This window comes from Staphylococcus sp. GDH8C109P (genome assembly GCF_017893405.1).
GTDB lineage: Bacteria > Bacillota > Bacilli > Staphylococcales > Staphylococcaceae > Staphylococcus > Staphylococcus cohnii.
In genome coordinates, this window is the sequence record NZ_JAESMX010000015.1 from 17,821 (window position 1) to 37,825 (window position 20,005).

Annotated in this window: 17 protein-coding genes, 1 riboswitch and 1 other annotated feature; all 17 genes read right to left on the minus strand. The window is 32.5% G+C overall.

Going from position 1 to position 20,005, the window contains the following annotated elements:
* Window positions 1-20: 20 nt before the first annotated feature.
* The gene (gene yihA / locus KA867_RS08660; protein WP_107384314.1) at window positions 21-608 is read right to left on the minus strand and encodes a ribosome biogenesis GTP-binding protein YihA/YsxC; all 588 of its coding nucleotides are present in this window, start codon (window positions 606-608) and stop codon (window positions 21-23) included.
* A gap of 271 nt (window positions 609-879) precedes the next feature.
* Window positions 880-2,142, minus strand: coding sequence for an ATP-dependent Clp protease ATP-binding subunit ClpX (clpX, locus tag KA867_RS08665; protein ID WP_019468482.1), 1,263 nt, complete (start codon window positions 2,140-2,142; stop codon window positions 880-882).
* A 186-nt stretch (window positions 2,143-2,328) separates the two neighbouring features.
* Window positions 2,329-3,639: a trigger factor gene (gene tig, locus KA867_RS08670; RefSeq protein ID WP_210137724.1), complete on the minus strand. Its 1,311-nt coding sequence runs from the start codon at window positions 3,637-3,639 to the stop codon at window positions 2,329-2,331.
* Window positions 3,640-3,824: 185 nt separating this feature from the next.
* Complete coding sequence (locus tag KA867_RS08675) at window positions 3,825-4,748, minus strand: hypothetical protein (protein ID WP_210137725.1); 924 nt, start codon at window positions 4,746-4,748, stop codon at window positions 3,825-3,827.
* Between the two features lie 12 nt (window positions 4,749-4,760).
* Complete coding sequence (locus KA867_RS08680) at window positions 4,761-5,372, minus strand: NUDIX domain-containing protein (protein ID WP_210137726.1); 612 nt, start codon at window positions 5,370-5,372, stop codon at window positions 4,761-4,763.
* Between the two features lie 246 nt (window positions 5,373-5,618).
* The gene (rplT, locus tag KA867_RS08685; RefSeq protein WP_019468478.1) at window positions 5,619-5,975 is read right to left on the minus strand and encodes a 50S ribosomal protein L20; all 357 of its coding nucleotides are present in this window, start codon (window positions 5,973-5,975) and stop codon (window positions 5,619-5,621) included.
* A gap of 66 nt (window positions 5,976-6,041) precedes the next feature.
* The gene (rpmI, locus tag KA867_RS08690) at window positions 6,042-6,242 is read right to left on the minus strand and encodes a 50S ribosomal protein L35 (RefSeq protein WP_019468477.1); all 201 of its coding nucleotides are present in this window, start codon (window positions 6,240-6,242) and stop codon (window positions 6,042-6,044) included.
* 28 nt (window positions 6,243-6,270) lie between these two features.
* Window positions 6,271-6,798, minus strand: a complete 528-nt coding sequence (gene infC, locus KA867_RS08695) for a translation initiation factor IF-3 (RefSeq protein ID WP_037539866.1) — start codon at window positions 6,796-6,798, stop codon at window positions 6,271-6,273.
* Between the two features lie 23 nt (window positions 6,799-6,821).
* Window positions 6,822-6,950: a sequence feature (ribosomal protein L20 leader region), on the minus strand.
* Between the two features lie 65 nt (window positions 6,951-7,015).
* Window positions 7,016-8,503: an amino acid permease gene (locus KA867_RS08700; protein ID WP_019468475.1), complete on the minus strand. Its 1,488-nt coding sequence runs from the start codon at window positions 8,501-8,503 to the stop codon at window positions 7,016-7,018.
* A 209-nt stretch (window positions 8,504-8,712) separates the two neighbouring features.
* Window positions 8,713-8,885: riboswitch (Lysine riboswitch) on the minus strand.
* Window positions 8,886-8,944: 59 nt separating this feature from the next.
* Window positions 8,945-10,882, minus strand: a complete 1,938-nt coding sequence (gene thrS, locus KA867_RS08705) for a threonine--tRNA ligase (protein WP_210137727.1) — start codon at window positions 10,880-10,882, stop codon at window positions 8,945-8,947.
* Between the two features lie 342 nt (window positions 10,883-11,224).
* Window positions 11,225-12,148 (minus strand): primosomal protein DnaI, encoded by a 924-nt coding sequence (gene dnaI / locus KA867_RS08710; protein ID WP_210137728.1) that lies wholly within the window; start codon window positions 12,146-12,148, stop codon window positions 11,225-11,227.
* A gap of 3 nt (window positions 12,149-12,151) precedes the next feature.
* Window positions 12,152-13,543, minus strand: coding sequence for a replicative helicase loading/DNA remodeling protein DnaB (locus KA867_RS08715; RefSeq protein ID WP_210137729.1), 1,392 nt, complete (start codon window positions 13,541-13,543; stop codon window positions 12,152-12,154).
* Window positions 13,544-14,014 (minus strand): transcriptional regulator NrdR, encoded by a 471-nt coding sequence (gene nrdR / locus KA867_RS08720; RefSeq protein ID WP_040030011.1) that lies wholly within the window; start codon window positions 14,012-14,014, stop codon window positions 13,544-13,546. It abuts the gene before it with no gap.
* Window positions 14,015-14,274: 260 nt separating this feature from the next.
* Window positions 14,275-15,300: a type I glyceraldehyde-3-phosphate dehydrogenase gene (gene gap / locus KA867_RS08725; RefSeq protein ID WP_107383770.1), complete on the minus strand. Its 1,026-nt coding sequence runs from the start codon at window positions 15,298-15,300 to the stop codon at window positions 14,275-14,277.
* Window positions 15,301-15,661: 361 nt separating this feature from the next.
* Complete coding sequence (gene coaE / locus KA867_RS08730; protein ID WP_210137730.1) at window positions 15,662-16,288, minus strand: dephospho-CoA kinase; 627 nt, start codon at window positions 16,286-16,288, stop codon at window positions 15,662-15,664.
* Window positions 16,289-16,303: 15 nt separating this feature from the next.
* Window positions 16,304-17,176, minus strand: a complete 873-nt coding sequence (gene mutM / locus KA867_RS08735; protein WP_210137731.1) for a bifunctional DNA-formamidopyrimidine glycosylase/DNA-(apurinic or apyrimidinic site) lyase — start codon at window positions 17,174-17,176, stop codon at window positions 16,304-16,306.
* A gap of 15 nt (window positions 17,177-17,191) precedes the next feature.
* On the minus strand, window positions 17,192-19,822 hold the full coding sequence (gene polA / locus KA867_RS08740) for a DNA polymerase I (RefSeq protein ID WP_210137732.1): 2,631 nt from the start codon (window positions 19,820-19,822) through the stop codon (window positions 17,192-17,194).
* Window positions 19,823-20,005: the final 183 nt, after the last annotated feature.

Below are 20,005 nucleotides of genomic sequence, written 5' to 3' on the forward strand. Positions count from 1 at the left end.
TTAAAGACCTTTTAAGCTTTTTATAAATATTTTTCAATTATATTCCAGACTTGTTGTTGTTTATTCGCTTGGATAGAAGAATAACTTATAATTTCATCCTCAGGTTCCATTTCAAGTTTTCGTTGAACGTTTGCTAAATGTTTCTGTACTTTGCCTTTAGCAATTTTATCCTCTTTTGTAGCAATCACTAATGTCGGAATATCAAAATACTTCAAATAATTATACATTAAGATATCGTCTTCAGTCGGATTATGTCTCAAATCGACAAGCTGAATGACAAGCTTTAAAGATGTTCTTTGAGAAATATATTTTTCAATCATTTTTCCAAATGCTTCACGTTGTTTTTTACTTACTTTTGCATAACCGTAGCCCGGTACATCTACAAATACCAGTTGATTATCAATGTTATAAAAATTGAGTGTTTGCGTTTTACCTGGTTGTTGTGAAGTTCTCGCCATATTTTTTCGTCCAATCATACTATTGATAAAGGATGATTTACCAACGTTAGAGCGACCACTAAGTCCAACTTCACTTAATCCGGTTTCTGGATATTGCTCAGGCTTTACCGCACTTATTAATAATTCAATTTCATTAGGATTTATTTTCATTTCCGACCCTCTTTTCTATTAAAGTCACTTCATTATTATATTACACAATTTCACATATTTATATGTATTTTTATATGATTTATACTGCTTTTAAAAAGAAAAAGGCTAAGACATATTAAAAATGTCTCAGCCTCGTAGTTTGAATTTTTACCGTTGACGCATTTGAAACTTTGATAATTATACATCATATCAACGTTAATCTAATCTTGAAGGACAGCCAATACTCATAAATTGATGTGTTGACTTTGGTCCTTATTTCAAAACTGTCTTATTAAGCAGAAGTTTGTTCCTTATTTACAAGATTGCCTTCTTTATCGTATAGTTCAGGATCTTTTTCTTCATTAATTGTTTCTTCTGTAATTACTACTTTCACAACACCATCAGAAGATGGAACATCGTACATAATATCAATTAATGCTTCTTCAATAATTGAACGTAATCCACGTGCACCTGTTTTACGTTCAATTGCTTTATTACTAATTGCAGACAATGCTTCATCTGTAAATTCTAATTCTACATCATCAAGTTCTAACATTTTTGTATATTGTTTTACTAAAGCATTTTTTGGTTGCGTTAAAATATTTTTTAATGCATCTACATCTAATGTTTCTAAATTTGCTACAATTGGTACACGACCAATAAATTCTGGAATCAGACCATATGATTGTAAATCTTCAGGTCTAATTTGTTCTAAGATAGCATCTTCATCATATTTAGATGCTTCACTACTAGAAAATCCGATTACTTTTTCACCAAGTCTACGTTTGATTACTTCATCAATACCATCAAATGCACCACCTAGTACAAATAAGATGTTTGTAGTATCAATTTGAATTAATTCTTGGTTTGGATGTTTACGTCCGCCTTGTGGTGGTACACTAGCAGTCGTACCTTCAAGAATTTTCAATAGCGCTTGTTGTACACCTTCACCAGAAACATCTCTTGTGATAGATGTGTTTTCAGATTTTCTAGCAATTTTATCGATTTCATCGACATAAATAATACCTTTTTCTGCTTTATCTATATCAAAATCAGCTGCTTGAATTAAGCGAAGCAATATATTTTCAACGTCATCGCCAACATATCCAGCTTCAGTTAAACTCGTAGCGTCTGCGATTGCAAAAGGTACGTTTAATGTTTTAGCTAAAGTTTGAGCTAAAAGGGTTTTACCGCTACCTGTTGGACCAATTAAAGCAACATTACTCTTTTGTAATTCTACGTCATCTTCATTTGGACCTAAATTTTGAACACGTTTATAATGATTATATACTGCGACAGCTAAAGATTTTTTAGCTTTTTCTTGTCCAATAACATAATCATTTAATTGGTCCATAATTTCTTTAGGAGTTGGTAATTCTGTTAGTCCTTCTGATTCTGATTGAGCTAATTCTTCTTCAACAATTTCTGAGCATAGCTCAATACATTCATTACAAATGTATACGCCACTTCCTGCAACTAATTTTTTAACTTGGTCTTGATCTTTACCACAGAAAGAGCATTTTAAATTTTCTTCATCTTCATTGAATTTGAACATTCTATTTACACCCCTATTCCCTAAAGACTATACTAGATAGCATTTTAATATGCAACTTGAATAAATCTCAAGTTTTTTGCACAAAACATTGTAGCAGACACATTAATTGAATGCATCTGCTACTAGTTTACAATATTAAACAACTATTCTTTGTTTCTACAAACAATATGCTTGAGATATTTTTAATTATGCTTCTGAGTCATCTTTAGATGGTTCTACTAATTTCGCTTCTTCTACTAACATATCGATAACTTTTTGGATACGCACATCATTTTTAACGATGTCTGTACTGCCAAGAGTTTGTTTAATATCTTCTACAGATATATTAAATTGTTCACTCATTTTTTCTAATTCTTTATCGATGTCAGCATCAGATACTTCAACTTCTTCAGCATCAGCAATCGCAGTTAACGTTAAGTTTGTTTTAACGCGTTCTTCAGCATCATCTTTCATTTGTTCTCTTAATTGTGACTCATCTTGTCCAGAAATTTGGAAATATGTTTCTAAATTAAGACCTTGTTGTTGCATACGTTGTCCAAATTCTTGAACCATGCGGTCTAACTCAGTTTTAATCATCGCTTCTGGAACGTCAATTGTTGTATTATTCGTAGCTTTGTTAATAGCTTCTTCTTTTTGAGTGTTTTCAGCGTCTGTAGCTTTTTGCTCAGCTAAACGTTTACGTACGTTTTCTTTATACTCATCAACTGAGTTAGCTTCTGCATCTAATTCATTTGCAATTTCATCATTTAATTCTGGAACGTCTTTATATTTGATTTCATTAACTTTTGTTTTGAATGTAGCTTCTTTACCAGCTAATTCTTCAGCATGGTATTCTTCTGGGAATGTTACATTAACATCTTTTTCTTCACCAGTTTTAACACCAACCAATTGTTCTTCAAAACCTGGAATGAATGATCCTGAACCAATTTCAAGGTCATAGCCTTCAGCTTGTCCACCTTCAAATTGTTCGCCATCTACATAACCATCAAAGTCAATGTTTACAGTATCACCGTTTTCAACTGCACCATCTTCTTTAACAACCATTTCTGCTAAATGTCCAAGTTGATGATCGATTGATTCTTGTACTTCTTCTTCAGTTAATTCAGTATCTTGTTTTTCAATTTCTAAACCTTTGTAATCACCAAGTTCAACTTCAGGTTCAACTACAACATTTGCTTCAAATGTCATGTCTTTACCTTTTTCAATTGATGTTACATTGATTTCTGGTTGATCAACTGGTTTAATGCCAGTTTCGTCAATAGCTTCACCATATGCTTCTGGTAATAAGATATCAACTGCATCTTGATACAATGCTTCTACACCAAAGCGTTGTTCAAAAATTTGGCGAGGTACTTTCCCTTTACGGAATCCTGGCACATTAATTTGTTTAACCACTTTTTTGAAAGCTTGATCAATTGCTTTGTCTACTTTTTCTGCTGGAACAGTAACAGATAAAACGCCTTCGTTACCTTCCTTTTTTTCCCAAGTTGCTGTCATGTATAAAAACCTCCATGATTATCCTATTTTATTTTTTTCAACTTCATTATTATAGCACACGTCAAAGCTCGACACAAATTATGAATTTTATATGAATAATAAATAAAAAGTTGAAATTTATTATAATTTTATATTACCTCTTAACCTCATTACCCAATTTTGATATAAGTTAATGATAAAACAACCTATTTTTCTTTATCTAGCGACACGATGAATGTAAGCACATGATTCGTTTCATCAAAACTTTCTAAACCGACCATAGATTTGAAATAATTTGTGTAACCTTCTATCCAAGTTTGCTTAGTTGCAATACTTTCAACATTTAATGGATAGAGTAAAATGGCATGATTATTCAGCAAGTGAAGTGCTTCCTCTACAAGTTGTGCTGCACCATCTTCTAGTTGTTTTAGTACATTAGGTATGATTTCAGTTTTAAATAAAGTTTGTTCTAATCCTTCAAGATTACGTGGAATCACATCGATTTCATATCCATATTTATGAATAGAAATCGTTTGATCATTTTTTGCAAATCGCAAGTATTCCAACATAATACTTACGACATTTGGCGCAAGTTCTAACGCGTTCAACAAATGGATGACTGTTTCTTGGTAACGATATTGACTATGGTCTATCAGCGTCAACATAATATTAACTTGTTCTTTAATTGTTAATGTATCAAAATTTTGTAGCATTTGAGCTGCATGTTCATTATGTTTATCAATTTGGCTTAATGCAAATTCCTTGATTGGAAACAGTTCCATTCTAGTTTTATGATCGTTAACTTCATCTATGATTTGGTTAATGATTTCGACAACTTCAAAATATTGCCCCAAGCCATTTAAGCTTTGTACATAGTAAATCATTAAATCATCATAATTGGACATACCTTGTTTTAATAAAATGATTGCTTCTTCACGTAATTCTAAATAATGTTCCATTTTAAAAAGCATCGCACATTTTAAAAGCGCCATTTGTTCATCAAGTTCGAATTGAGCTTCTAATGACTCAAACAAATCATAGGCTTGTGCTAAATTATTTTCATTAAAAGCTTGCTTAATTTCTCTAATCAACTTTTCTTTTGATCGTGGAAATGGAATGATATCAGACATTAATCAACACCTCTATTGTATTGCCTGTAAAATGAGTGCACTCCATGTTTCAAAGTCATCATAATTATCTATTTTATTATGATTGACCCATTTAATTTTTAAAGTGTCTGTTTCTTTTGCTTCTACATCATTACTATTAACATTTATCTTAAATACAACACCTAAATGAACTTCACCGACTTCATTTGTATCATCGTTGATAAAGCCTATGTATGCTAAATTTTGTGATTTACTTTCAGAAAGTCCTACTTCTTCATTTAATTCTCTCTGAGCATTCACTCTGAGCACTTCATTAATAGATTCGGCCCCTTTAACGTCATTCATATGTCCACCAACACCGATAGATGATTGCCCGTGTAAACGCGTTTCTCCACCACCAGCTAGACGTTCATAAACCAAAATTTCATCGTGTTCATTTTCTAATATACAATATGAAATAAGTTGTTTATAACTTGGATTTTCCTCCATATCACCACGACGTTTAATTTCATAATTCGATAATGTTTCAAAAATGTCTTGCCCTTTATTCGAATTTTTATCTAAAAATCCATTAAATTGATTATTTTCATTATCAAATAAAATTTTTCTTGGTACAACTGTAATCATTTCATCAAATTTAGACATTAGTTTCTCCTTCATGTGTGACTTCTTTGTTATTTTATCAAAACATTTAAGTATCTCAAAATAATACTAATGTCAAAGCGCTAACCAGCAGTGAAATTTTAATTATCACATATTCCAATCTCTGAGTTAAAAAAATAATTAATATATTGGTATTTGTTCAAGCACCACTATTTTAAAGTACTTACACATTGCCAATACCACATAAAAGCCTGAGACAATATGGTGTCCCAGGCTTTATTTTAAAAATTATTTTAAAGCTTCTTTAGCTTTAGCTACTAATTCACCGAAAGCTTTGTCATCTGAAATTGCGATTTCAGAAAGCATTTTACGGTTAACGTCGATATCAGCTTTTTTCAAGCCGTTCATTAATCTTGAATAACTCATATCATGTTGACGTGCTGCAGCATTAATACGTGTAATCCATAATTTACGGAAGTCACGTTTTCTTTGACGACGGTCACGGAAAGCGTATTGTCCTGATTTCATTACTTGTTGTTTTGCAACTTTGTATAATGTGCGTTTTGCACCGAAGTAACCTTTAGCTAATTTAATCGTCTTTTTACGACGAGCTCTTGTTACTGTTCCACCTTTTACTCGTGGCATAATAAATTCCTCCTTAAAATGTGTACATGTTTAATATTTTCGTTGTTTCTCACGCTAACTCGTCAATTATTTTTTATAAGATAATAATTGTTTTACACGTTTCATGTCTGATTTGTGTACTAATGAAGCTTTACGTAATTTACGTTTTTGTTTAGTCGTTTTATTTGCAAACATATGTGAAGTAAAAGCTCTTGAACGTTTTAATTGACCTGAAGCAGTTCTTTTAACACGTTTAGCAGCTCCACGGTGTGTTTTCATTTTAGGCATGATTCAATTCCTCCTGTATTATCTAATATTATTTTTCGTTTATTGGGTTAAGCATAATGAACATTTGACGGCCGTCCATTTTAGGTCTTTGCCCAATAGTTGCGATATCTTTACATTCTTCAGCGAATTTCTCTAAAACGCGTTGACCAATTTCTTTATGCGTAATCGCACGTCCTCTGAAACGAATAGAAACTTTACATTTATCGCCTTTTTCTAAGAACTTACGTCCGTTTTTCAATTTAGTTTGGAAATCATGTTCCTCAATTGTTGGACTTAAGCGAATTTCTTTAAGGTTGATAGTTTTTTGTTTCTTCTTCATTTCTTTTTCTTTTTTCTGTTGTTCGAATTTGTATTTACCGTAATCCATAATTCTTGCAACAGGTGGTTTAGCGTTTGGAGCCATTAAGACTACATCTAAACCTACTCTTTCAGCCATTTCTAGAGCTTCAGATTTTGATTTAACACCAATTTGTTCTCCATCTTGCCCTATCAAACGTAATTCTTTTGCGCGAATCTTTTCGTTAACTTGAGTCTGATCTTTTGCTATGGTTGACACCTCCAAGATTTTTACGAAATTATCCCAAGCAAAAAGAGCGAGTATATAATATACCCGCTCTTCTCTACACATGATATTTCCATGTATATATAGACCTGCCAACTGCGTTTAGCGTCGCTACAGGTGAGAAGCGGGAGCTTCTACTTGGTTCGTTTCGTATTCAATATTACCTATCTTAGCAACAATATTCATATAAGTCAACAGTTTATTTTAATTATTATTTAATTTCGTCCATATCTACATCTTGATGTAAGTTTACTTTCTCTAATGGAACCATTCGAGTTTTATAACGCAATTTATGATAAATAAAGAAAGCAAGAAATACTGGAATACCCATATACGTGATTACAAAACGATTTAGGTTAAATTCACCTGTTTTGATAAAATCAACATCTTGTCCAATTATGACTAACACACAAAGTATACCAGCAAAGATTGGGCCAAATGGGAATAATTTAGCTTTGTATTTTAATTTAGATTTGTCATAATTTTGTTTGTCAAATGCTTTTCTAAATCTATAATGACTTACTGCTATACCTACCCATGCGATAAAGCCAGTCATACCACTTGCAGCAACGATATATTCATAAGCGTCACCGCTCAAATGTTGTAATATAAAGATACCTACGACAATGATTGCTGTCGTGATTAGCGATACATATGGAACACCGTTTCTATTTGTTTTACCAAAAATTGGATAAGCTAATTTATCTTTACTCATAGAGTATAACATTCTCGTCGATGCATACATTCCAGAATTACCCGCTGATAATACCGATGTTAAAATAACCGCGTTCATAAATGAAGCTGCGAAAGCCAAACCTGCATTTTGGAATACTAATGTAAATGGCGAAGTTGAAATATCATCTCCACCGCCCATTAACGCCGAGCTATCATATGGTATTAACATACCGATTACAAAAATTGCTAATATATAAAAAATCAAGATTCTCCAAAACACTTGTTTAATTGCTTTAGGTACTGCTCGTTCTGGGTTTTCTGATTCACCAGCTGTAATACCGATTAATTCAGTACCTTGGAATGAGAATCCTGCAACTAAGAATACCCCTAGGATTGTTAGAAGACTACCATCTAATCCGTCACCAAGAATTGGCCCACCACCTTTAGTAAATGTGTCAAAACCTACGAATTCTCCACCCATAATACCTAGGATAGTAAGTAGACCAATTCCAATAAAGATAATTACTGTAACAACTTTAATTAGTGCAAACCAGTATTCACTTTCACCATATACCCTAACAGACAATGCGTTTAGTCCAAATATAATCATTAAGAACAAACAGCTCCAACTCCATGCTGGTATACCTGAAAGTGGTGTCCAATATTGAATCACTTGTGCAGCAATTGTAACGTCCGCAGCAACTGTAATAACCCAGTTGAACCAATAATTCCACCCCAAGGCAAAACCAAGAGAGGGATCAACGAAACGTGTAGCATATGTACTAAATGACCCAGACACAGGCAAATAAGTAGCCATTTCCCCTAAAGATGTCATAAGGAAAAATACCATTGCACCAATAATTGCATATGCAAGTAATGCACCCAAGGCACCTGCATCATGAATTGCACCGCCAGAAGTCATAAACAAACCAGTACCAATACAACCACCAATTGCTATCATGGATATATGACGATCTTTTAGTCCTCTTTTAACTCCATTATTTTGATTTCCTTCTTTTGCCATAGATGCTCCCTTTCTTTTAAACTTAGAGGCCAACTTACTATGCGATTATAATTATACTTTTATAGTTTTTATTAACATGAATATTTGAATATACATGTTATTTAATCAATTTGCTATAAATTTCCTGTTTTAGTATGAATAATAATCATTAACCTAAACTAAAATGGTTGCATACCTATTAGATATGCAACCATTTTAGTAATAGCATTTATATAGGTAGCACATCACATATGTGACAGTGCAGTCCCTTTCGAAAACTGACCCAACCAATAGCGCAAGTGGTCGCTTTTGGTTTCGGCATTTTTACCTTTCACAAATCCTACATACGCTCCAAATAGCTTCCGGATTGTTACTGATTAAAAACGCAACCTCTAACTCAATTTTTTTATTTTTTTATTTCACTAAGATTTAATATACATGATTTCAAGATTACTTTCAAGGTTATCTTTGTTTTTTCAATCTTATTTCATCAACTAAGTTCCAAATGAATTCATCTTTTTCAACCGTTTCTTGATCTTGAGAACCATATTTTCTAACATTCACTTCATTATTTTCCATTTCTTTATCTCCAACGACAAGTTGATAAGGGATTTTTTGCATTTGAGCTTCTCTAATTTTGTATCCCATTTTCTCATTTCTGTCGTCTATCTCGACTCTTACCCCTTGTGATTTAAGTTCATCTTGCAAATGTCTAGCGTAATCATAATGCAAGTCGACATTTACAGGAATAATTTCAACTTGTTTTGGCGCTAACCATGTAGGGAAAGCACCTTTAGTTTCTTCTGTTAAAAATGCAACAAAGCGTTCCATTGTCGAAACAACACCACGATGGATGACTACAGGTCTATGTTGTTCACCATCTTTTCCTATATATGATAATTCAAATTTTTCAGGTAGTAAAAAGTCTAATTGTGCTGTTGATAACGTTTCTTCTTTACCCATAGCTGTTTGTACTTGAACATCTAATTTAGGACCATAAAATGCCGCTTCACCAATAGCTTCTTCGTATGCTAAACCTAGTTCATCAACCGCTTCTTTCAACATGCTTTCTGCTTTGTTCCACATTTCATCATCATCAAAATACTTTTCTTTATCCTCTGGATCTCTGTAACTTAAGCGGAATTTATAATTTTCAAACCCAAAGTCCTCATAAACATCGACGATTAAATTAACAACCCGTTTGAATTCTTCTTTTATTTGATCTGGTCTTACAAAAATATGGGCGTCATTTAAAGTCATTCCTCTAACACGTTGCAACCCAGAAACAGCACCACTTGCTTCATAACGATGCATTGTACCTAACTCAGCAATTCGAATTGGTAATTCGCGATATGAATGTGGCTTATTAGCATAAATCATCATATGGTGAGGGCAGTTCATAGGTCTTAGCACCATTTCTTCATTTTCATCTAATTTCATAGTTGGGAACATGTCTTCTTGATAATGATCCCAATGTCCTGATGTTTTATATAAATCTACATTAGCCATCACAGGTGTATAAACATGATCATAACCCATGCTCACTTCTTTATCTACAATATATCGTTCAATTTCACGGCGAATTGTTGCACCATTTGGTAACCATAATGGTAACCCAGCGCCTACTAATTGATTATTTGAGAATAATTCTAGCTCTTTACCAATTTTACGATGATCGCGTTCTTTACGTTCTTCTAACATTTGTAGATGAGCTTTTAAATCTTTTTTATCGAAAAAAGCAGTACCGTATATACGTTGAAGCATTTTATTATCGCTGTCTCCGCGCCAATATGCACCTGCAGTTGATAAAAGCTTAAACTCTTTAATTTTAGAAGTAGACGGTACATGAACACCACGACATAAATCAGTAAATTCACCTTGCGAATATAAGGTAACATTTTCATCTTCTGGAATGGCATCTATTAATTCTAACTTATATGGATCATCTGCAAAAAATGTTTTAGCTTCGTCTCTCGAAACTACTTTTCGCTCTATAGGATAATTTTCATTAACAATTTGTTTCATTGTTTTTTCGATTTTTTCAAAATCATCGGATGACACACTTTCAGTCATATCAAAGTCATAATAAAAACCACCATCAATTACTGGACCTACGCCAAATTTCACATCTCCGTACAAACGTTTTAATGCTTGTGCCATTAAATGTGCAGTAGAATGACGTAAAACTTCTAAAGCTTCATCACTACCGGGTGTTACAATTTCAATTGCACCATCTGTTTCAATAGGGCTTGTTAAATCAATAAGTTGTCCGTTTATTTTACCTGCAACTGCCTTTTTTCTTAAACCTGGACTGATTGAATGTGCAATTTCTTCAGTAGTAATTCCTTTTTCAAACGCTTTCGCATTACCATCTGGAAAAGTAATATTTATTTGATCCATTTAAATTCCTCCTATTTATACTCGCCTTAAATCATAGCGAAAAAGACATAATTACAAATGTAAAAACAAAAAGACCCCATCCCTAAAAGGGACGAGGTCTTCGTGGTACCACCCTAATTAAAGTTATTTCTATAACAATGAAAAAACTTTACTCTACATAAGTTAACGGTCTTGAGCCGGATGTCGATTAAAACATCTATAATGAAGTAGTAACAGATAATGATACTTACCAAATTCTCATCATACATTGGTTCTCTGTGAAGTAATCATTTACCTATCATGTCTTCATTTTATTTCGCTTGATTTAGATTTAATTATATTATACAACATTTTTTTTATAATTCAATCGTTACGGTAATTTTTCCCTTCCAAAAAATATGGTATTGCTAAAGATTTAATTCTTTCCATAATTCTAGCTGCTTTTGTTTTTTCTGTACCATTACGCGTCACAGAAAGATGATATTCTAATTCTTCAAAACTTAGGTTAGAGCTAAAGAACGTTGGTAATTCTTGAACCATTCTATAATGTAATAATGGTCCAATCACTTCATCTCTCGCCCAAGGTGTAATTTCTTCAGCACCAATATCATCCAACATTAATACATGTGATTCACGTACCTTCGCGAGCCTTGATTCGAAACTACCATCTTTAAACCCGCCTTTTAAAGAGCGAATAAATTCTGGTAAATATACAATTGTAGAAGATACTTTTTCAACTTTTAATTCATTGGCAATTGCACCTAAGATAAATGATTTGCCTGTACCAAAAGGACCGTGTATATATAAACCTTTAACTTGGGGTGCTTTTTCTACTATTTTTTCACAAATATCCGTTGCTGCCATTGTGACATCTATGCGATCTCTCTTATCCATATAAATATCGCTTAACTTGGCATTTAATGTATCTCTTTGCATATGATGTGACGCAATTAAATGTGCATCGAATTTTTCCTCATCATGTTTAATTTTACATGGGCAAGGCAAGTAACGAATCTTAATGTGTTGATTTTCTACATATAATTCAGGTACGTGACCTTTAACAAAATTAGGGCAATCTTTAAAAGCATGACCATCATAATGTTTTTCTTGATCCTTATATTCTTGTAAAATATTCAAATCTTCATCAATCATCGCATTCGTCACTTCAGATTGATGAGATTCTAGAAATATCTTAACATCAGGATCATTGATAACATCTTTTTTTATCTTTTCAATGCGCTTACTTAAATCTTTAGAATCACCCATAATATGATTGAAAGACTTCATATATTACTCCTCCTTTCGCTTGCTATTTAATCGTTTCAACAGTGCTTCACGGTCTCGTTTTAATGCTTCATCCTCATCTGGAATAGTATGATTTTCTAAACTTTGGTTTTTCGTGTCTTTACTATCCCTTTCTTCTAGCCATTTAGGCGTCATTTCTCTAGAAACGAGTTGCTTAGGTTTATAACTACCATTTTTAGTTTGATTTGATTGATTGGATGTAGGTTGATTTACCTTTTTAGCATATTGATATGCTTCCTCTGCTGTTTTGATGCCTTTTTTTTTCCAATTTGATGCAATCTCAAAGATATAAGTTTTAGGAAGCTTCATATCTTCTTTTAACATTACAAATTGTAAAAGTATGTTAATTACACCAAAAGGTAGTTGTTCTCTTTCTATCAATTCTTCGACCATATATTTTTGTTGAGTCGTCGGTTCAGATTCTGACCACGAAGCAAGCATATCAATAGGACTGGTTTCATCTAATTGCTTTAACCAATGATTTGAATCACCTTTTGTATGATTTTTATTTTCCGTGTTGTCATCATTGATATAATTTGATTTTTTAGCATTTAATTTAGGAAGCTGCTGCTCATGCTCTATAAGATAATATGTTCTAGCGTGTTTACGCATCTCTTCAAAAGAAAGTTCTTGTGCACTAGTAATTGATTTTAAAATAATGCGTTTCATTGCTTCTGGTGTCAAACCATATAAAGTAGCAATTTGTGTGATTAGCGCTTTAGCTTCACCATCAATTATTTTAGTACTAATAAAATGATTTTGTAATAAATCATAAAGTACTTCAAAATCAAAATTCACGTTAGATAAATCAATGCCACTATAAGTTTCTTCACCTTCAATCATCTGTTCATCCTCAGTGAGTGCTTGGTTAGGAACTTTAAACACATCAGTAAATGTGCGTGTAACATCTTGGTACTGATTTAAATCAATAGACATTTGATCCTCAAAATGTGATTTTAATTGTAAGTAACGTTGCTTGCTTACTTGGCTATATAAATATACGGATAGCATAGGATCATTAAAAAATTGTTGTGCTGATGGTGGTTGTATGAGTTTGTATACAAAAGAAGAGTGTTGCTTAGAATGATGAGCAAAAGATTTTAATAAACCAATGCCTTCTAATAAATCCATTTCTTTCCTGAATTCAAGTAGATTTATTTTCAATTCATTCATAATAATATAATGAGTCAAGACAACATCTTGCTTAAATTCTACAAATTGATTCAAATAATGATACAAACCGATCGCATTTGATCCAATCATTGGCGTAAATAATCTATTTAGAATTTCTAAATGCTTATGGTTTAAATAAAAATGACGTAACACGTGAAAGTCATCTTGTGGTCTTAAACCATAATCATAGGATTGTAATCCCATTTAAGAATCACTCCGTTTGTTTTCTGCTAAAATCCCTTGCATTGATTGTAATAATTGATCAACATCTTTAAATTCCTTATAAACAGATGCAAAACGCACATAAGAAACTTGATCTACATGCATTAATAAGTTCATGACGTGTTCCCCAATTTCTCTTGAAGATATTTCAGCACGTCCTTCATCTCTTAGTTTCCACTCCACATTATTAGTAATATCTTCTAATTGTTGATAACGCACAGGTCTTTTTTCACAAGAGCGCACCAAGCCATTAAGTATTTTTTCACGCAAAAATTGCTCACGTGTACCATCTTTTTTTACAACGATTAACGGTCTTTTTTCAATATGTTCAAACGTAGTAAACCTTGTGCCGCATTGTTCACATTCTCTTCTACGTCTAATCGCATTTACTTCATCAGCATGTCGTGAATCTACAACGCGAGAGTGCGTTGAACTACATTTCGGGCATTTCATCGAATTACCACCCTCTCAATTTGATTACCATTCATTATACTATAAATCATTAAGTCACAAAAGAATGGGATTACACAATAATTTCATTTATCTATTTAGATTCACTGGTTCTTCATATTTAAAGTTAAAACCTCTCGTTAAAGTGAAAATATTATTTCACTTTAACGAGAGGTTTAGATATAAGATAACAATAAATTATTTTTCTTGATTAAGCAATTACAAAGCAATAACCATGTAAAACACTAACAATAATTGCACAATTAATTAACAACAGTTGATACATTACTTTTTAGTAATTGACCAATTTCTTCAGCGACATCAACAACTCTATTTGAATAACCCCATTCGTTATCATACCAAGCTATCACTTTCACTTTATTATCACCCATAATCATTGTACTTTGCGTATCGATAATGGCTGAATGAGGATTTGTGTTAAAATCCATAGATACAAGTGGCGCATCTTCAGTAGCAATCACATCTTCTAACGTATTATTTCTGAAAGCATCATTAACTTGTTCTACTGTCACATTAGTATCTAAATCAACTACTAAATCTACTAATGATACATTTTTAGTTGGCACTCTTAAAGCCATACCGTGAAGTTTTCCTTCTAGTTCAGGTAAAACTTCTTTTAATGCTTTAGCAGCACCTGTCGAAGTAGGAATAATACTTTCATTGCATGAACGTGCACGTCTTAAATCTTTATGTGGATTATCAATATTATTTTGATCATTAGTAATTGCATGTACTGTTGTCATTAAACCATTTTGAATACCAAATTGGTCATTAAGCACTTTAGCTACAGGTCCAATACAATTCGTTGTACAAGAAGCATTACTAAAGATATCATATTTTTCAATGTCCAATTGATCATTATTCACACCTTTAACAATCATTTGAACATCTCCACCTTTTGATGGTCCTGTTAACAATACTTTTTTAGCTCCAGCAGTAATATGAGCCACTGCTTTATCTCCATGATTAAATTTACCAGTAGCTTCAATTACAATATCTACATCTAGTTCAGCCCACGGTAAATTTTCTGGATTTCTGTCAGCTACAAGTTTAATTTCTTGTTCATCGACTTTTATACCATTCTCAATAGGTTCTACTTTTAAATCGTAGTTACCATGTGTTGTATCATAATTGATTAGGTGAGCAATTGTTTCCGGTGGATAGCTGGCATTAATCGCGACTACATTCATATTCTCATTTTTAAGCGCTATTCTTAATACCATTCTACCTATCCTACCCATTCCATTAATTGCAATATTTGTCGTCATTCGAAGCACCCCTCGTTTTAGTGTTATACTTTATGGAATTAGTATAACATAAATCGATAAATGAGAAAGCGTTTTCTTGAATAAAAATTTAAAAATCTTAAAACAGTTAAAATTATTGTTTTCTAAATGATTAATTTTTTATAAAATCATCATTTATTTCTTTGATATTTCAAACCTGTGATTTTTTGTGCATGCTTGCCTGATGATATGGTTCAATCCTGTAGTCTCTTATTCTTATTATTCCTCCATAATCTCCACGTTACAAAATCGCTATAAATGTATAAAAAAATCCCTCCAAAGTTTTCATTTATTAAATGTCCACTTTGAAGGAATTAAGTGCGTATGTTTTATTACACACATTTTATATTTCTTGCGAATGACCTGTTTCACTTTCAATGTAACCTTCATCTGTCAATAATTGTTCTAAATTTTGTTTTAAATCTAATTTAGAATCTCGATTATCGATGACATGATCTGCCATTCTGCGTTTTTTGTCTATGGATATTTGACTATAAACACGTGCCTTTGCATCTTCCATCGAAATATCATTGCGTTGCATTAATCTATCTATTTGGATACTTTCTGAAGTATAAACAAGCCATACTTCATCTACTGTATCTTGCAATTCATTTTCATAAAGTAACGGAATGTCCATAATTACATTATAGCCTTCTTTTAAAAACGCTTCTTTTTCTTGTTCCATAATGTTTCTAACAATTGGATGGACGATTTCATTTAATTCTAATCTTTTTTCGGGATAGTTGAAGACGATATCTCCTACATATCCACGGTCCATATTACCCTCTTCATCAATTGCTTCATCTCCAAATGTTGCACGAACTTGCTCAAGTCCTTCAGAACCTTTTTCAACAGCTTTACGTGATGCAATATCTGCATCTACAATTTTAAAACCATGTGCTGTTAACAATTCTGAAACAGTTGATTTTCCTGATGCGATACCACCAGTTAATCCAATAACTTTAGGCATAATTTCACTCTTCCTTCATTTTTGACAAACAGGACAGAAATGACTATTGCGTGTTGCAATAATTTGTGTCTCAATATCATTTCCGCACACTTTACATGTCTTTTGTTTATATACATTTAAGTATTGTTGCATTGTACCAGTACTTCCATCCGCATGACGATAATCTGAAATACTAGTACCACCATATTTTATACCCGCTTCTAACACTTCTCGAACATAATAAAATAACATTTCTTTTTCTTGATGATTTAACTCCTTAGATATACGTGCTGGGTGAATGCCAGCTCTAAACAATGCTTCGCAAGCATAGATGTTACCACAACCTGAAATCACTCTATGGTCTAGTATCATTTGTTTGATTGGTTTGTTTTGATACAATTTTTTATCAAACCAAGACATATAATGTGATAATGCCTCTTTCTCAAAAGGTTCTGGTGCGATTTCTAAAAATGATGGATATCCATCAAATGAAGCAACATTTCTAATCTCTCCAAATCTGCGAATATCTGAATAAACTAATAGTTTGTCATTATCTAATTTAAAAATTACATGCCAATGTTTACGATAATTTGGTGCACTAATGTCATCTAAATCATCCACAACAAAAAAACCACCAGCCATACCTAAATGACTAATAAGAATTCTTTGTGTTGAATTATTTTGAATATAAAAGACAATATACTTACTACGTCTTTCAATATTATTAATCGTGTAGCCCTTAGTAAAATTTTGGAATGTATCTAATGATAGACCTTTAATAATCGTTTCTTTTTGACTGTTTTTTCCTTCTATCACTTTATCAGAGAAAATAACATCCTCAATTTTTTGCCCTTGTACAAAAGTTCTTATTCCTCTTGTAACATGTTCAACTTCAGGTAGTTCAGGCACTATATTCCCTTCTTTCTATTTCGCGTCATACCATGTTTGTCCATAACTAGATTCAACTTTCAATGGAACATCTAACTTCAATGCATTATCCATTATTTTTTCAATGAATTTTTCAAAGTCATCTACTTCTTCTTTTGGTAATTCAAATATCAACTCATCGTGAACTTGTAATAATAGCTGAGCATGAAAATCTGTATATTTAACCTCGTTAGCAAAATGTACCATCGCAAGTTTGATAATATCTGCTGCGCTGCCTTGTATAGGTGTGTTCATCGCTGTTCTTTCAGCAAAACCTCTTAAATTAAAGTTTCTACTCGTGATATCTGGAATATAGCGTCTTCTGTGAAGCAGTGTTTCTACATAGCCTTGTGCTTTACAGTCTTTAACTATATCTTCCATATATTGTTTGACGCCAGGGAAACTATCTAGATAATCATCTATAAATTGTTTAGCTTGTTTTCTAGTTATACCTAAACTTTGGCTTAAACCATAGTCACTTATACCATATACGATACCAAAATTCACGGCTTTTGCTTGTCTACGCATTAAACTATCTACATTTTCAGGATCTACATCAAACACTTTTACTGCTGTGGCCGTGTGGATATCTTCATCATTGATGAACGCTTGTTTCAAACTTTCATCTTGTGTTATATGTGCCAATACTCTTAATTCAATTTGTGAATAATCGGCTGAAAATATAACGTTATTTTCATCACTTGATTTAAATGCTTTCCTAATTTTTCTACCTTCTTCTAAACGTACTGGTATATTTTGAAGATTTGGATCAATTGATGATAAACGCCCTGTTTGAGCCAATGTTTGATTAAAACGAGTATGAATACGATTATCTTCAGCAATCACTTTTTGTAACCCTTCAACATACGTCGATTGTAATTTCGCTAATTGTCTATATTCTAAAATATACGCTATGATTGGATGTTCCCCTTGCAACTGTTCTAACACGTCAACTGCAGTAGAGTATCCTGTTTTAGTCTTTTTAATCACAGGTAATTTTAATGTTTCAAATAATACGACACCTAATTGTTTTGGTGAGTTAATATTGAACTTTTCACCAGCAGCGTCATAGATGTTATCTATTAAGACATCTAATTTACTTTGAATTTCTGATTCCATTTGCTGCAATTCACTGATTTCTGTGTAAATTCCAGTTTCTTCCATTTCACTTAATATCTGTGCTAATGGTAATTCTAAATCATACAATAAATCGGTTTGATTATATTCATCCAATTGTTGTTGAATCTTTGGTTTAACTTGACTAATAGCATTGATAATAGACCCCACATAAGGATTTAATACGTCATCTTCAGGGACGTGTTTTTTCTTGCCTTTTCCATATATCGCTACACTTGATTGGACATAATGTTGACCATAGTTTGCTACCACAGAATTCACGTCATCAATTGTGCGTGAAGGATCAATAATGTAACTTGCTAACATCACATCAAACACAATATGTTTAATACTAATACCAAGTCGATGTGCAACAATATAAGATTTTTTGGCATCATAAACAATCTTTTCAGTTTTATCGTCTTCAAGCCAAGCAACTAATGATTGATTCTGAGTTAATTGTTCTGCATTAACTACAACATAATGTTGACCATCAAACAAACCAAATTTCAAAATATTATCCTTTAAGTAGTTGGCACCATCCAATTCAAAATGGATGGTAGCTGCTTCTAATGAGTTGAAATCAACGTTTGTAAAATCGTCTTCTATTTCAATATCCATGTCTTGCACTTCAGTTACATTATTTGAAGCATCCATCTGATCTAAGAGTTGATTGAATTCTAACTTTTTAAATAGTTCAATTTTATCCTCAGTATCTGAATGATCCGGTAATTTTGTATCCTCTAATGATACATCAATCGGGCTATCACAATTGATTGTTGCTAATGTTTTACTCATTAAAGCATCATCTTTACTATTTTCAAGTTTTTCTTTCAGTTTTTTTCCTGATACTTCATCTAGGTGTTCGTATACATTTTCAACAGTTGAAAATTGCTTTAATAGCTTAATTGCTGTTTTTTCACCGACACCAGCTACTCCAGGTATATTATCTGAAGTGTCGCCCATTAAACCTTTCATGTCGATAATTTGTTTCGGTGTTAGACCATTATACTTTTCAGCTATAAACGTCGGTGTATAATGATCGACGTCTGTCACACCTTTTTTAGTATAATAAATTGTTACATCATCAGTTGCTAACTGTGTTAAATCACGATCTCCTGTAATGATTATTGTTTGGAAGTTTTCTTGATTAGCTTGTTTACTTAATGTACCTATTATATCATCTGCTTCATAGTTTTCTAATTCATAACGTTTAATACGATATGCATCCAATAGCTGTCTCACGTATGGAAATTGCTCACTAAGCTCTGGAGGAGTGGATTGGCGTCCACCTTTATATTCACTATATTGCGCATGTCTAAATGTTGTTTTCCCAGCATCAAAAGCAACTAAAAAATGTGTGGGCTGTTCTTCTTTAATTATCTTTTCCAACAACATTGCAAAACCATAAACGGCGTTCGTATGAATACCAGCTTTATTTTGTAATAATGGTAACGCATAAAAAGCTCTAAAGCTCAAACTGTTTCCATCAATTAAAATTAATTTATTCAATATTTTAACCTCCAACACATATTTACTTTTCATTTTATCATAAATTATAGGACAATCCGTATTCATTCGATGACGTCGATTCAAATTGATTAAACATCTATTTTTATCGCACTTTACATTAACAAAACAAAACAATCGATTTAACCTTGACCACTTATGGTTAAATCGATTGCAAATTTTATT

What these genes read in the sequence shown, in the direction of transcription:
- yihA (WP_107384314.1), bottom strand. Translation starts at nt 608, where the DNA reads ATGAAAATAAATCCTAATGAAATTGAATTATTAATAAGTGCGGTAAAG.
- clpX (WP_019468482.1), bottom strand. Translation starts at nt 2,142, where the DNA reads ATGTTCAAATTCAATGAAGATGAAGAAAATTTAAAATGCTCTTTCTGT.
- tig (WP_210137724.1), bottom strand. Translation starts at nt 3,639, where the DNA reads ATGACAGCAACTTGGGAAAAAAAGGAAGGTAACGAAGGCGTTTTATCT.
- KA867_RS08675 (WP_210137725.1), bottom strand. Translation starts at nt 4,748, where the DNA reads ATGTCTGATATCATTCCATTTCCACGATCAAAAGAAAAGTTGATTAGA.
- KA867_RS08680 (WP_210137726.1), bottom strand. Translation starts at nt 5,372, where the DNA reads ATGTCTAAATTTGATGAAATGATTACAGTTGTACCAAGAAAAATTTTA.
- rplT (WP_019468478.1), bottom strand. Translation starts at nt 5,975, where the DNA reads ATGCCACGAGTAAAAGGTGGAACAGTAACAAGAGCTCGTCGTAAAAAG.
- rpmI (WP_019468477.1), bottom strand. Translation starts at nt 6,242, where the DNA reads ATGCCTAAAATGAAAACACACCGTGGAGCTGCTAAACGTGTTAAAAGA.
- KA867_RS08700 (WP_019468475.1), bottom strand. Translation starts at nt 8,503, where the DNA reads ATGGCAAAAGAAGGAAATCAAAATAATGGAGTTAAAAGAGGACTAAAA.
- thrS (WP_210137727.1), bottom strand. Translation starts at nt 10,882, where the DNA reads ATGGATCAAATAAATATTACTTTTCCAGATGGTAATGCGAAAGCGTTT.
- dnaI (WP_210137728.1), bottom strand. Translation starts at nt 12,148, where the DNA reads ATGAAGTCTTTCAATCATATTATGGGTGATTCTAAAGATTTAAGTAAG.
- KA867_RS08715 (WP_210137729.1), bottom strand. Translation starts at nt 13,543, where the DNA reads ATGGGATTACAATCCTATGATTATGGTTTAAGACCACAAGATGACTTT.
- nrdR (WP_040030011.1), bottom strand. Translation starts at nt 14,014, where the DNA reads ATGAAATGCCCGAAATGTAGTTCAACGCACTCTCGCGTTGTAGATTCA.
- gap (WP_107383770.1), bottom strand. Translation starts at nt 15,300, where the DNA reads ATGACGACAAATATTGCAATTAATGGAATGGGTAGGATAGGTAGAATG.
- coaE (WP_210137730.1), bottom strand. Translation starts at nt 16,288, where the DNA reads ATGCCTAAAGTTATTGGATTAACTGGTGGTATCGCATCAGGAAAATCA.